This window comes from Streptomyces sp. NPDC048352 (assembly GCF_040651895.1).
Taxonomy (GTDB): domain Bacteria; phylum Actinomycetota; class Actinomycetes; order Streptomycetales; family Streptomycetaceae; genus Streptomyces.
Genome location: NZ_JBEZKZ010000041.1, coordinates 1 through 12,675, shown reverse-complemented (window position 1 = coordinate 12,675; position 12,675 = coordinate 1). Strand labels below are relative to the sequence as shown.

Genomic DNA, 12,675 nt, shown 5'->3' with positions numbered 1-12,675 from the left:
GTCACGCCGCGGCGGATCCGGCGGGCGCCAGCTCGGGGAAGGCCTCCTCCCAGACCTGCCGGACGTGCCGGCTGACCAGGGTGCGCAGGACGGGCCACTGGGCGAGGAGCAGGTCCCGGTTGAGGAGCTTGACCAGGTCCTCGTGCTGCCCCTCGGCGAGGACCGTGCGGTAGAGGCCCATGCGCAGGCGCGGGCGGTCCAGGTCGTAGGACCGCAGCCCGGACCAGGCCACGTGCAGGGGCAGGTCGATCACGCCGTGCTCGGGTCCGGCGAGCTCCTCGAGGGCGGCGGGCAGCCGGCCCGCGTACCGGGCGTGCAGGACCTCGGCCGCCGACGGGCCGGGAGGGGAGGAGTGCGGCGTGACCATGCCCCCGATTATCCCGCGTCCCGCCCGCCCCCGGTACCGCAGACGCGTCACACCACCCAGTGGCACGCCGTCGCCCCGCTCCGCCCGGCCGGCTCTGCCGTACGACCGGCTACGGGACCTCGTACGGCCGAGAGCTGCTCGAGACTGCGACGTAGGCCAGGCCGTCGTACGCCTCGGCCAGGATCACCGGGGTCCGGTGGAAACGGTAGGTCCAGCGAGGCACCAGCGCGCCGAAGGTCCGCGTCGGGTGGGGGTCGTGCAGCCACTGGCGCACGGCCGGCGGCGCGTCGGCCGTCCGGCGGAGGTCCAGGAGGTGGTCGCCCGGGTGCGCGGCGGCCAGCTGGGCTTCCAGTGCGGCAGCGCGGGCCGGGCCAGTCCGATGGGGGACGACGGCCCTGGGACGCGGCCGTGCCCATGGGCCCGGCCAGATCCGGCCGGCCGGGAACGAACCCCGGCCGAAGAGCAGGCCCAGGGCGTAATAGGCGCCGCCGTGCCGGGCGCGGAGGTGGCCTCCCAGTGCCGGTGCGGTCCGACCGCTCGGGGCGGCGGTGATGTGGCCGTTGTGTGCCCACAGCGCGACTCGGGCCGACGGATCGGCGAGGAGCCCGCTCACGGCGTCGGCCATGTACCGGTCGCGGGCGGCGGAAGCGGTCCGCCGGCCCTCCCGGTGCCACCGGGGCAGGGTCACCACGTCGGCGGCCTGGCGGAGGATGCGCGCGTGGCGCAGGGCGTCGGCTTCCCCCGGGGCGTTCGCCACGAGGAAGTCCAGCAGCCTCTCGGCGTCGTGGACCAGACGCTGCTCCGGATCGGGGCGCGATCCCGGTTGTGCGCGGGCGAGTACGCGGAGCGGGGAGAGGTACGCGGCCACGCGTGCGGCTCCCAGACGCTGCAACGAGGCGTCGAGCACGGCGAGGGAGCCGCCGCACTGCTGCGGGTCGACGCCTGCGAACCGCACCTTGTGGGCCTCGGACCGGCCCCGGTTGTAGGCCCGCATCCACTCGATCACCGCGAGCACCTCCCGGGGTGTATCAGTGGGCCCAGGGCAGTCGTACGGCCTCGATCTGCGGGTCGTCGAGGAGGGCTTCGACGAGGGGGGCCGGGCCGGCGACCTTCGTGGCCCACAGGTCGTAGTCCGTGCACAGGACCCAGGACCGGTCGTGCGCCCAGAGGTTGGACGGGGTCCACCACCCTTCGTCTGGGTGGTCGTACAGGGCCTTGGCGTCTCCGAGCCAGCCAGCCCGCACGTGCAGGGTGTCGAAGTCCTCGGCCCCTTGGCCCAGCGGGGTGTAGTAGGCGAGGCAGCGGGTGTCCGGCCCCTGAGGGCTGTGCTCGGTGAGGATCTCGACCAGCCGGTCCCAGTCGGGACGGTCCATGCTGCCCTCGGGCGCCCCGGTGATGCCGACCGGCCAGCCGCCCTGATCGCGGAGCGACGGGAAGGACGTGTGGCAGGGCAGGCAGCCCTCGGCGGCCACGGGATCCCCGGTCCGCCGGGCGAGCTCTGCCCAGTGCAGGCGGCGCCAGCGCGGTCCGGGGTGCTCGCCCCTGGAGGGGGCGAAGGTGTCCGAGGGATCCTCGAACACCTCCGCGGGGTCGAGGCCCGGGATGATCTCGCGGCCGTCGCTCTTGCTGTTCAGCAAGGCCCGCCGGTACTCGGCGTACGACATGTCGAAGGGGCCGAGTTCGTGTTCGTACAGGGAGTGGAGCACCCAGGCCGCGTCGGGCATCGCGGGCGGCATGAACCCGGTGAGCCCGTCGTCGTCGGCCAGCTCCCGCAGCCAGTCGGTCTCCCCGGACGCGGCGAGGGGCCAGCGGGCGGTCGCCAGAGCTGCTGGGGTCTCGAACACCAGCGCAGGATACGCGCACGGCAGGAACCCCGGCCGGTGCCCTACGCCTCCCCCGGAGAAATGCGCGCGCGCCCGGGCCGACGGCCTGGTTATGGTGCCTCGTTCGGAACACGCCAGGGAGGCCCCACCATGAGCAGCACCACGTCGTCCTTGCCCGAGCGGATCGAGCTGTCGGGGGAGGGGCTCGTGCTCCGCGACTGGACGGAGCAGGACCTGGCAGCGATGCCGGGGCTGTTCGACCACCCCGACATCGCGTACTGGACGCCGATCGTCTCGCCCTTCGACGAAGCCGCCGCCCGCGCCCGGCTGGACCGGGACCGGCAGCTGCGCAGGGAGGGCACGACCATCCTGCTCGCCATCACCATCGACGGCGGCGCTCCGCTCGGCGAGGTCATGCTGAGGCGCGCCCCGGAGGGCATGGAGATCGGCTACGCGGTCGGCCCGGCCCACCGGGGCCAGGGGCTGGCAGTTCGGGCGGTGCGGCTGATGGCGGCGTACGCGTTCGAACACCTGGGAGCGGAGCGGGTCATCCTGGAGCTGGAGGCCGAGAACGACGCCAGTGTCGCCGTGGCCGGCAAGGCCGGCTTCAGGCTGCTCGACGTGCCGCTGATCACGGGGGAGGAGAAGGGGAGGCCCTTCGCCCTGCAAACCTGGGGCCTCGACCGCCCTTGACGCCGCCCTGCGTACGCCGTGCCGAACGCGCAGCGGGTCATGACCACGATGGTCGGCGCGGGCCGCGGCGGTACGCGCAGTGACGCGTCCCGCGGTGAGGAGGAGAACCGGTGAAGGGGAGGACGGCCGCGGTCACGGTGGGGCTGGTGGCCGTGGCGGCCGCGGGGCTGGGGATCGCGGCGGGCTGGGTACCGGAGCCGAGGGACAACCGCCCCGTCACACCGCGGTGGCTGGAGGGGGTGGGGGGCGAGCAGGCGGCCGCTCGGCTGCGCGTGACCGTACCGGCGGACGCCCGGGACGTGAAGGGCGCGGGCGCGGACGGCTGGGACGCCGACAGCTACCTCCTGTCCTTCACCGTGCCGCACGCCGAGGCCGAAGCGATCGCCGCCGACCTCCGCCTCGACCAGCCGCTGAAACCCCACCCCCCGCTGCCCCCGGCGCAGAACCCGCCCCCGGTGTCGTTCGAGCACCTGGGCCTGCCCGGCCCCGACACCGTGCCGAACGCGCGCACGGGCAGCGTGTGCCCGCCGTGCATCGGAGACGAGCGCAGGTCGAAGTTCCAGACCATCGGCATCACCCTCCAGGACCTGGGGGACGGGCTCACCCGGGTCTACCTCGGGGGGCAGTGACACCCGCGACGCCACACCGGGCGGGCGCCTGCGCGAAGGCGCCCGGTGCGGTACGTGCACTGCCGTGGCAGGATGGCCTCATGTTGATCCGAAAGGGCGATGCCGCGTAGGCGTCCCAAGGCCGTCCGTGCAGGGCGGTGGCGGCCACGATGGCAGGATCCGGTCCTGAAGGTCCCCGGTGTCTCCGCGCGGACCCGTGCAGCGATCCGCCGGGTCGAAGACCAGGAGTTGTGGCCCAACGCGGTCGCCGAGGCACTCTCGCGTTTCGAGTGGGCCTTCAAACAGCCCGGACGCTACCTGGAGGCCTCCGCGTTCGATTCGCCCGGGGTGGGAGATGCCCGTGACGACCTGGAGTGGGCGATGCTGTACCTTCCGCCCGGAGCCAAGCGGGACTTGGGCCGATTGATCACGCGTATCGATGAGGAACTCGAGCGCCGCACCTTGCCGGATCCCCACGTCAACGCGTGGGCGACGACGCACTGGTGGTGGACGAGAACGCGTGATCTCTGACGGGCCCCGAGGCCGCCGCCCTCCTTGGAATTTCGACGAAGCCGTCACCTGCCCCTCAGTCCTCCAGGAAGCGCTGACGCCACCATCCGTATGCGCCCCACGGGCGTGACAGCAGGAGGTGAGGGCTGAGGGGGGCGGTCCGGCGGTCGAATTCGGCATCGAGCCTGCCGACAATCCTGCCGAGGTCTTCCCGCGCCCCACGGGGAAGCCACAGCAGCACGTCCTCCAGGCGGTCCCGCGCCATCAGGGGGTCACAGCACTCGCAGCCCATCACCGGATCCGGCAGCATGCGTCCCGGCTGACGGAGATACCACCGGCAATCGGCCAGGGCCGCGGCCACAGCCCCCGGCCACAGCCGGTCCTCCTCCAACTTCCGGACCGCTACGCGAGTCGCGGCGGACACACCGCGGATCCGGCGGACCGGAACACCTCTTCGGGGCGCCCCTGCGGGGGCTGTTGTCAGAGGGGTGTGTCAGAGTCGGCGCATGCTCGAGATCGTGGTGAAGACGGAGAACGGGGAGCGGCACGTCCGTGTGTCCGCCGAGGAGCTGGCCGGGCTGGTCCGGCGGATCGGTGGCGACGGTGACCGGTTCCTGGTGGTCCAGCGGATACCCGACCTGCCGGACGTTTTCGCCCAGGTCTGGCACGAGGCCGGTGACGACTACACGCTGGAGTACCGCGACGGCGCCGCCGACCGGCACTTCCAGCTGATGACCGACGGGGTCCAGGACGTGATCGCGGCGATGACCGGCTGGGCCCGTCAGGAGGCCGGCTGGGGTGACGGTCTCGCCTGGTCGCCGCTGGACATGGGCCCCGACCGCGAGGTGCCGCCGCTCGAACTCGCCGAGGACGAGCGCGCGCAGCTGGAGGAGCGCGTCCGCCTGGTGCTGGCCGGTGGGTACGCCACCCGCGCCGAACTGGCCGAGCTCGCCGAGGACTACCTCGTCACCCGGGACCGCAGGCCCGTCTCGCGAGAGCAGGCGCAGGCGCTGGCCGACCGGTTGTGGCTGGAGCGGGTCGCCGAGCAGGCCGCGTGGCAGGGTGAGACCGACCCCGAGCGGCTCACCCGCGCGTTCGCCGCCCTGGGGGATGCCGGGATCACCGCCCGCGAGAACTTCACCTGCTGCCGTGGCTGCGGCCAGTCCGAGATCGGCGGCGAAGGCGGGCCCGATGCCCGCGGCTTCGTCTACTTCCACACCCAGTGCACGGACTCCGCCGCGGCCGGCGGCGGGCTGACGCTCCTCTACGGCGGCTTCGACGGCTCGTCGGAGACCACCGCAGCCATCGGCCGGGAGGTCGTGGCCGCCCTCGAAGCGGTCGGCCTCCCCACCGAGTGGGACCACGACCCGGGCAGCGCCATCACCGTCACCCCCCTGGACTGGCGCCGCCGCCTGATCGGCTGAGGACCGCCGCCCCAGCACTGACGCCTCCTCCCCGGCAGCGCCCGCGGCGGGAAGCGGGAACACCCGTCACGTCAGCCGTTGGCGGGGCTCAGCAGCGTGGCGGCTGCGGCGACGAAGGCCACGGTCGCTTCCTTGGCTGCATGCCGCCGGGCGTCCAGCCCGGAGCGGTCGGTGGCCTTGCGCAGCGCGTACGTGGCATCTGCGGCCTGCTGTGCGGGGCCGGCCAGCTCGGGGACCAGGACCTGAAGGCGGATGTGGGGCGCCGTGATCGCGGCTCGGGTGTCGTGGGACCTCGTCTGGGCCTCCAGCTGGTGCTCAGTGCCTGCCTCGGCCAGGGCCAGGCGCTCCCGGTGGAAGATCGCCGAGCGGTGGGCGTCCAGGGCGGCCGCGAAGTCGGTGACGGCGCTGAGCTGGTCCTGGCGGTGGCTGTCGGCGCGCTGCTCGGCGCGTGCGGTGTGTGCCGAACGGTGCTGGAGGAGCCCGGCGGTCAGGGCACCGGCGAGGGTGCCGAGTACGGCGACGATCGAAGGCCATAGGGACATCGGGAGTCAGGTCCTCTCGGGTGGTCGGTTTCGGTAGTGAGGCCGACAGCGAGGCACGCGGCGGTGACGTCGGTGCTGCGGCTGCGCCTTGGGCGCTTCGGACCCGCCCTCGCGGTCAGTCTTTGCGGCTTGGGCCAGAGACATGAGTCCGGGACCATGATCACCTGCTCCGAGCCGACCAGCACACGAGACGGCCGGAAACTCGCCTGGACCAGCCGGCCGGGCAGGACCGGTCCGCCGCCCACGTCCTCTTCGCTGTACACCCTGGCGAACAACGAGGTACCCGGCCGCACGCTGTTCGGCTCCGACGCCCCACTACGGCGACCCGTTCGGCGGGCTGCGCCCCGCTCGTGGTCGCGCTACCGCAGGTGGCGGGTGAAGAAGGTGCCCACCTCGCGCCGTACGCCGGCGAGCGTCCCCACCGGGTCGCCCGTGCCGACGAGCGCGGTCCGCGCCGTCGCCGACACGAGACCGGCGCTCTGGAGCTGCGGGACGAGCGAGCCGTAGTCGGTGAACGCCCAGTGGCTCGCGCCGGTGAGCAGTACGCGGCGGCCGGGAAGGTCCCCCCAGGAGGACTCGACACCGGCGGCGCCCTCGAAGCCGTCGGTGCGCACCAGCAGCAGCGGCCGTCCGAAGCCGGCCGGTGTCGGGTACAGGGCGAGGTGGCCCTCCAGGTTCGCCACCGCGCCGACCCGGCGGTCGTCGCGGGCCGCGTACACGGCCGCCGTGCCGCCCGCGGAGTGCCCGTACAACCCGATCCGGGTCCGGTCCATGACCGGGGCGAGCGGCAGGCCGCCGAGCCGGTCCAGGACGAAGCGGAGGTCCGCGATCCGGGTGTCCGTCATCGTCCGGAAGGTCGCCGGCTCCGGCGGCCCGGTCAGGACGGTCGTCCGCATCCCGGTCGGCAGCTCCACCTGGGAGGCGTCACCGGGGTGGTCGACGAGGACGACCACCCGGCCGTGGCTCGCCAGGTCCTCGGCCAGGCTCGTGCCGAGCGTGCGGGAGTCGCCGCCGCCCGGGGAGTACACCAGGACCGGCCGCCGCCCGGGCAGCGGCGGCGCGCCCGCGTACCCGTGGGTGAGGACCGCGCCCCAGTCCACCGCACCCGGCTGCGGCAGGCCCGGGTGGACGCGCGGCGCGTACGCGGCGAACAGCCGGGCCTCGGCCGGGGTGAGCTGCGGCGCGCGGGAGAAGCCGCGCACCGATCGGGCCGGGTACAGGACGGTCAGCATCAGCTCCCGTACGCCGCCCACCCACGGGTCGCTGCGGGCCGGGTCCGTCAGATGGACCGTCCGCATCCCCACGGGGTACGGGCCGGCGGGCGCGGGCAGCCGGAGGAACGGGCCGCTGCCGCGGGCGGACGCGGGCGTGGGCAGCAGGGCGGCGGCACTCCCGCATAGGGTGCCCTTCAGAAGAGTGCGCCGAGAGGTCATGCGCCGCGAGGTCATGCGTCGAGAGGTCATGCCGACATCCTCGGGACGGGGGCGGCGCGGCGCGAAGGTTCAGGTCCTGGCCGAAAGGCTGGCCCCGGGCGGGGAGTTGTGCTGTGGGCGTGCTGCGGATCCACTTCACCGCGCAGGACTTCGCCCGGACCCGTTTCGCACCCCGCCCGGCGCCGCTCCAGGAGCTGCACGCCGCCCTGGCGACGGCCGTGGCGCCGCGGGGCGGGCCGCTGTTCGCCCCATGGCGCGGCCGTGTCCTGCGCGCCCTCCCGGCCGCCGCCGGCCCGCTCGCCGACCTGGTCCCGGCGGGCCGCCCGCCCTCCTTCCTCGACGTCCTCGGCGACACCCTGGCCGACGGCTTCCGGCAGATCCGCGCGACCCGCCCCGGCCTCGTCCGCGCCGAGCTGGAGCGGGTCCACGCCGCGGGGCCCGCGCCCCGCTGGCTCCGCGGTCTGCACGCGGGCGACGAGACGGCCTGGCGCACCGTGCAACGGGCCCAGCAGGCCGCGTACGAGACGGTCCTCGCCCCGGTCTGGCCCGTCGTACAGGACCTGCACCGCGAGGAGTTCACCCGCTACGCCCTGGCCGTCGCCGAACACGGCCTGGCCGCCGCGCTGACCGGCCTGGCCCCGGGCAGCCGGCTCCACGAGGGCGTGTGGGAGTGGCCCGGCGCGGTGCCGGCCCGCGACGTACGCCTCGACGGCCGCGGCCTGGTCCTGCTGCCGACCTTCCACCACCCGGCGGGCCCGCTCCTACAGGACGCCCCGGGCCGTCCCGCGGTCCTGACGTACCCGGCCGGCCCCGGGATCCCGCCCGCCGCGCAGCGCCCGGCCGTACCCGCCGGGGCCCCGGCCGCCGTCCTGGGCCGCACCCGGCTCGACGCCCTGCGCCTCCTCGCCGAGCCGCACACCACGACCTCCCTGGCCCGCGCCCTCCACGTCAGCAACGCGACGGCTTCCTCCCATGCGGCGGCGCTCAGATCGGCCGGCCTGGCGACGACGACCCGCACGGGCCGCTCGGTCACCCACCGGCGCACGGCCCTCGGCACCCTGGTCGCGGGCGGCGGGCCGCCGTGAGGTGCCCGGCCCATCCCCTTGGGCCCGGTCTCAGCCGGTGTGCAGGACCCGCAGGCGACCTGCTTCCGCCGGATCGCGGTCGACGACCTGGACGGGCGCCCAGGCCCACTGCCACACGCTGATGCCTGCCGTACGGGAGAACCGGATCTCCCCGCGGGTGCCCTCGACCGCGACGCGCTGCCAGGCGTCGGCGGGGAGCGCCCGGTCCGCACCGTGGGAGCGCAGCACCTCGGCGAGGACGACGACCGTGTCGTAGCCCTCGAAGGCGACGAACGACGGCGCCTCGCCCAGCCGCGCGCGCAGGGCCGCCCCGACCCGCGTACCGAGCGGGCCGAGGTGCTCGGGCAGGTAGCGCAGGAACGGGACCGCGGCGCCGTCGCCGCCCAGCAGCTCCGCCCAGTCGCCGAACTCCGGCTGTCCGGCCGGGGCGCCGAGCAGGACCTCGGCGAGGCGCTGGTCGCGGCGGACCGCCCGGACGACCGGGACGGCCGGCTCCGGGAAGCCGGCCAGCAGCAGGAGGGCCGTCGCGCGGTGGGCGACGAGCTCGTCGCACACGGCCCCCGGGGTGAGGGCGCCCAGGTCGAGGGGGATGACGGTGGCGCCGCGCGGGGTGAGGTGGTCGCGCAGCACGCGGGTCCCCGAGGCCCAGTACACACTCGGCTCCGCCGCCACGGCGACGCGGCGGTGACCCGCGCCGAGGAGGAAGTCGGCGTAGACCCGCCAGCCGTGGGACTGCGCCGGTGCGAGGCGCGCCACCCACTGCGCCGACTGTTCGGTGAGCGCGTCGAGGACCGCCGACGAGCACAGGAACGGCAGCCCCAGGGCGTCGGCCCGGGCGGCAGCGGCGCGGGCGACGACGCTGTGGTACTCCCCGGCCACGGCGGCCACGCCCAGGCCGGCCAGCTCGTCCACGGCCGCCGCGGCCCGCCCGGGATCGGCCGCGGTGTCCCGTACGAGCAGTTCGAGGGGTGCTCCGGCGATCCCGCCCGCGTCGTTGACCTCGCGAACGGCCAGCTCGAGGCCGGCGAGCAGGTGCCGGCCCGCCTCGGCCCAGCCGGGCCGGGTCAGCGGGACGAGGGCGCCGATCAGGACGGGCCGCGGCCCGCCGGGCGGCGCCGCCCGGCGGTGCGCGTCCGTCTCGTCCCGCCCGGGCGGGCGTACCTCAGGGCTCATGCGGCACATTGCATCCGCCGCGGCCGCCCGGGGGCAACCGGATATCGGCGCACCGAGCGGGCGGACCGGGCCGACGGGCGACGGCGGCCCGGCCCCGAGAGGGGCCGGCCCGGGCCGTGATGACCACCGGTCAGGCGGTGCAGCGGAGCATCGTCAGCGGGCGGTTCGCGGCGTAGTCCGCCCAGAACTCCTCGCCGTACTTCTCCAGGCCCGCCTCCGAGACCTCCAGCCGCACCCACTCGATCCCGGTGAACCCGGCCGCCTTCAGGGTCTGCTCGAAGGTCTCCTTCGACGGCGTGGTGGCCTCGAACGAGACCGGCGGGTCCAGCAGGGCGGTGAGCCGGATCCCGCTGCCGATCTCGTTGTCCTTGCCGGTCGACTCCAGCAGGAACCCGTACTTCTCCAGCGATGGGCCGCCGAAGTCGTAGTCGGGGTTCTGCATGAACAGGAAGAACGAGCCGCCGGAGACGAGGCTGCGCCGGATGTTGCGCATCATCTCCTCGATCTCGGCCACATCGCTCGCGTAGTTGAACGCCTGCACGGCCACGGCCACGTCGAACGGCTGGTCGAAGGTGCGCAGGCTGGCCGTGTCGCTGACCTCGTACTCGACGCCGAGGGGCTCGGCCTGCTCGATCGCGTTGGCCGTGTCGATCATCGCGCCGGAGATGTCGAAGCCGAAGACGCGGGACGCGCCGCGGCGCTTGAGCTCGCGGCTGTAGAAGCCGGTGCCGCAGGCGACGTCGAGTACGGACTTGCCGCTGACGTCGCCGACCAGGGCGAGGAAGCCCGGTACCTCGGCGTAGCGGATGATGGGCAGGGTCTTGAAGCCTTCGAACGCTTCGCCGATGCCGTCGTACAGCTGACCACTCATCGCGGTGTTTCCCCCGTGGGTTGGTGGCGTCGGCTCCCAGAACGAGCCGCGGCCCTCGGCGGAAAGTCTGCTCCGTCCCCTCTCGGGCTCCGTACTGGCGGAAAGCACGAACCTGTCGGGGGTGCCGGCGAGGTGCGTACAAACAAAGCCGGGGAGTCGGCCCCGCCTCCGGCCTGTCCGGAGCGGGACTTGACGGAGCGTCACCGCGCGGCGGCGCCCGTTCCGCCTGACCAGTACGTACACCAGCGCGGCCGCCGCCTGCAGGACGGCGATGCCGGTGAGGTACCAGGGGGCGGTGGCGACCGTGGCCAGAGCGGCGAGAGCGGAACCGGCAGCGGCGGCGGAGATCTTCAGGCCCGCCCCGATGGTGAACACCTGCGTCCGCGCTCGCGGCGGGGAGTGGTCGGCGCGGATGCGGAGCGTCGCGGTCAGGACGAGGCCGTCGCACGCGCCCGCCGCGGCGAAACAGGCTGCCGCGACCGGGACCGCGGGAGCCGCCGCCGCGGCCGCGAGCCCGACGCCGGTGCCGAGCAGACCGCCGGCGGCCAGCAACTGGGGCCCCACCGTGCGCCGCAGCCGGGTGATCCCGAGCGTTCCGGCCAGGGCGCCGACCGAGAACGCGGTCATCAGCAGGCCGCCGGCTCCCGCGTTGCCCAGGCCCGTGGCGAGGAGGACGCTCGTCGTGGTCAGCGCACCGACACCGGCGAACGCCAGGCAGGTGGCAGCGGTGACGGCGCGCAGTTCCCTTTCACGCCACACCGCCCACACGCCGTCGGCCAGGTCCCGGCCGAGCCGCTCCGGGGCGCGCGGCGGGCCGTCGGCACCGGCACGCAGCGGAAGCAGCGGCGTCAGGACGCAGGCGCACCCGGCCGCCGCCGACAGGACGAGGACCGCCGTCGCGGGGGAGAGGGCCGAGGCGACGAGCCCGGCGCTCGCGGGGCCGGCGACGGCGGCGGCGTTGTAGACCACGGCGTCCCAGGAGTAGGCGCGGTCCCGCTCCGGGCCCGCGGGGAGCAGTCGCGTGATCAGGCTGGAGAGCCCGCCGGAGACGACCGGGCCGCAGCAGCCCCCGGCCGCCGTCAGGGCGAGGACCAGGGGAAGGGGAAGGCGTCCGAGGGTGAGTGCCGTGGCGGCGATCGCCAGGGCGAAGCCGCCGAACGCGCCGGCGTGGAAGAGCCGCGGCCGGCGCGCGCGTGCTGCCGCGGCACCGGCCAGCGGGGCGGCGAGGACGTGCGGAGCCATCCAGGCCGTCAGCACGAGCGCGCCCTGCGCCGCACTGCCCGTGCGGTCCACGGAGAGCAGGACCACCGCCACGGCCATGCCCTCGTCGGCCAGCCGCGCGCAGAACGCGACGACCAGGTACCGCAGGATCCTCGACCGCCCGGGCATCCACCCCTCCAGCGTGTAACGGGATAACGCATGAAGCCGTTACGATGGAGAGTACCGTCTTCCGCGGCAGACAGCCGTCGGCCGTCAACGTGGACGGGACGGGACGGGGACGAAGGAGCGCAGCCGTGAGACCCCAGGGCTTCCAGGCCGCCGAGCGCCTGATCGACCTCGCCAATGCCGTGCGGGCCCACTCCGGCCTGCCCCGCGACGTGGCGGTGCCGCTCCTGGCACGCCATGGTGAGGGCCCGCAGGACCTGACCGAAGAGGCGCTCTCCGACGCGGATCTCCGGGATCTGGGGGACGCCGCTCTCCGGATGGCCGACATCCTCACCGAGGGCGACACCGGCCGGGCAGCCGCCGCCCTCAACGAGACGCTGGCCGCCCACGCCGCCGCTCCCCGGCTGTCCCGGCACGACGGCCACCCCTGGCACCTCCACGTCGACCACGGCGACGCCGGATGGGCCGACTGGTTCCTGGCTTCCAGTGCTCTGGCCCTCGCACAGATCCTCACCGAACACGGTCGCGCCACCTGGGGCGAATGCGCCGCCGGGAACTGCCGCACCCTCTACCTCGGCACCGGCCCCGGCAGCCCGCGCCGCTACTGCTCGGCCACCTGCGCGTCCCGCGCCCGAGTCGCGGAACACCGCCGCCGCAAGCAGGCATCCGCCTCGCCGCCGCCTCCCTGCCCGTGTACTTCACCTCCGTCCTGCTGATCTACGGAGTCATCCGCGTCGCCGGACTCCTGCCCTACCCCACC

12 protein-coding genes are annotated in these 12,675 nt (G+C 74.7%); 5 read left to right on the top strand and 7 right to left on the bottom strand.

What is annotated here, in order from left to right:
* Nucleotide 1: 1 nt before the first annotated feature.
* From AB0D45_RS21255 to AB0D45_RS21245, 3 genes are all read right to left on the bottom strand, one after another.
* Nucleotides 2-367 (bottom strand): hypothetical protein, encoded by a 366-nt coding sequence (locus AB0D45_RS21255; RefSeq protein WP_362461290.1) that lies wholly within the window; start codon nt 365-367, stop codon nt 2-4.
* 109 nt (nt 368-476) lie between these two features.
* Nucleotides 477-1,382 carry an erythromycin esterase family protein gene (locus AB0D45_RS21250; protein WP_362461288.1) on the bottom strand — a complete coding sequence of 302 codons (906 nt, stop codon included), beginning with the start codon at nt 1,380-1,382 and terminating at the stop codon, nt 477-479.
* A gap of 13 nt (nt 1,383-1,395) precedes the next feature.
* Nucleotides 1,396-2,211, bottom strand: coding sequence for a hypothetical protein (locus tag AB0D45_RS21245; protein ID WP_362461285.1), 816 nt, complete (start codon nt 2,209-2,211; stop codon nt 1,396-1,398).
* Nucleotides 2,212-2,340: 129 nt separating this feature from the next.
* On the opposite strand from AB0D45_RS21245, the gene AB0D45_RS21240 reads away from it, so the two are divergent.
* From AB0D45_RS21240 to AB0D45_RS21230, 3 genes are all read left to right on the top strand, one after another.
* Nucleotides 2,341-2,883, top strand: coding sequence for a GNAT family N-acetyltransferase (locus tag AB0D45_RS21240; RefSeq protein ID WP_362461282.1), 543 nt, complete (start codon nt 2,341-2,343; stop codon nt 2,881-2,883).
* A gap of 110 nt (nt 2,884-2,993) precedes the next feature.
* Nucleotides 2,994-3,512 carry a hypothetical protein gene (locus AB0D45_RS21235; protein ID WP_362461279.1) on the top strand — a complete coding sequence of 173 codons (519 nt, stop codon included), beginning with the start codon at nt 2,994-2,996 and terminating at the stop codon, nt 3,510-3,512.
* Between the two features lie 995 nt (nt 3,513-4,507).
* Nucleotides 4,508-5,425 carry a hypothetical protein gene (locus AB0D45_RS21230; protein ID WP_362461276.1) on the top strand — a complete coding sequence of 306 codons (918 nt, stop codon included), beginning with the start codon at nt 4,508-4,510 and terminating at the stop codon, nt 5,423-5,425.
* A gap of 71 nt (nt 5,426-5,496) precedes the next feature.
* Here AB0D45_RS21230 and AB0D45_RS21225 read toward each other — a convergent pair whose 3' ends face one another.
* Nucleotides 5,497-5,967: a hypothetical protein gene (locus tag AB0D45_RS21225; protein ID WP_362461273.1), complete on the bottom strand. Its 471-nt coding sequence runs from the start codon at nt 5,965-5,967 to the stop codon at nt 5,497-5,499.
* 359 nt (nt 5,968-6,326) lie between these two features.
* Nucleotides 6,327-7,430 carry an acetylhydrolase gene (locus AB0D45_RS21220; RefSeq protein WP_362461270.1) on the bottom strand — a complete coding sequence of 368 codons (1,104 nt, stop codon included), beginning with the start codon at nt 7,428-7,430 and terminating at the stop codon, nt 6,327-6,329.
* Between the two features lie 89 nt (nt 7,431-7,519).
* Between AB0D45_RS21220 and AB0D45_RS21215 the strand changes: the two genes are divergently transcribed.
* The gene (locus AB0D45_RS21215) at nt 7,520-8,485 is read left to right on the top strand and encodes a winged helix-turn-helix domain-containing protein (RefSeq protein ID WP_362461390.1); all 966 of its coding nucleotides are present in this window, start codon (nt 7,520-7,522) and stop codon (nt 8,483-8,485) included.
* Nucleotides 8,486-8,515: 30 nt separating this feature from the next.
* On the opposite strand, the gene AB0D45_RS21210 is transcribed toward AB0D45_RS21215, so the two are convergent.
* Both AB0D45_RS21210 and AB0D45_RS21205 read right to left on the bottom strand, forming a co-directional pair.
* Nucleotides 8,516-9,658: an ABC transporter substrate-binding protein gene (locus AB0D45_RS21210; RefSeq protein WP_362461267.1), complete on the bottom strand. Its 1,143-nt coding sequence runs from the start codon at nt 9,656-9,658 to the stop codon at nt 8,516-8,518.
* A 130-nt stretch (nt 9,659-9,788) separates the two neighbouring features.
* Entirely contained in the window at nt 9,789-11,918 is a 2,130-nt protein-coding gene (locus AB0D45_RS21205) for an MFS transporter (protein ID WP_362461264.1), read from the bottom strand.
* Between the two features lie 125 nt (nt 11,919-12,043).
* On the opposite strand from AB0D45_RS21205, the gene AB0D45_RS21200 reads away from it, so the two are divergent.
* Nucleotides 12,044-12,631, top strand: coding sequence for a CGNR zinc finger domain-containing protein (locus AB0D45_RS21200; RefSeq protein WP_362461261.1), 588 nt, complete (start codon nt 12,044-12,046; stop codon nt 12,629-12,631).
* The last annotated feature ends 44 nt before the right edge of the window (nt 12,632-12,675 follow it).

What these genes read in the sequence shown, in the direction of transcription:
- AB0D45_RS21255 (WP_362461290.1), bottom strand. Translation starts at nt 367, where the DNA reads ATGGTCACGCCGCACTCCTCCCCTCCCGGCCCGTCGGCGGCCGAGGTC.
- AB0D45_RS21240 (WP_362461282.1), top strand. Translation starts at nt 2,341, where the DNA reads ATGAGCAGCACCACGTCGTCCTTGCCCGAGCGGATCGAGCTGTCGGGG.
- AB0D45_RS21230 (WP_362461276.1), top strand. Translation starts at nt 4,508, where the DNA reads ATGCTCGAGATCGTGGTGAAGACGGAGAACGGGGAGCGGCACGTCCGT.
- AB0D45_RS21225 (WP_362461273.1), bottom strand. Translation starts at nt 5,967, where the DNA reads ATGTCCCTATGGCCTTCGATCGTCGCCGTACTCGGCACCCTCGCCGGT.
- AB0D45_RS21220 (WP_362461270.1), bottom strand. Translation starts at nt 7,430, where the DNA reads ATGACCTCTCGACGCATGACCTCGCGGCGCATGACCTCTCGGCGCACT.
- AB0D45_RS21210 (WP_362461267.1), bottom strand. Translation starts at nt 9,658, where the DNA reads ATGAGCCCTGAGGTACGCCCGCCCGGGCGGGACGAGACGGACGCGCAC.
- AB0D45_RS21205 (WP_362461264.1), bottom strand. Translation starts at nt 11,918, where the DNA reads ATGCCCGGGCGGTCGAGGATCCTGCGGTACCTGGTCGTCGCGTTCTGC.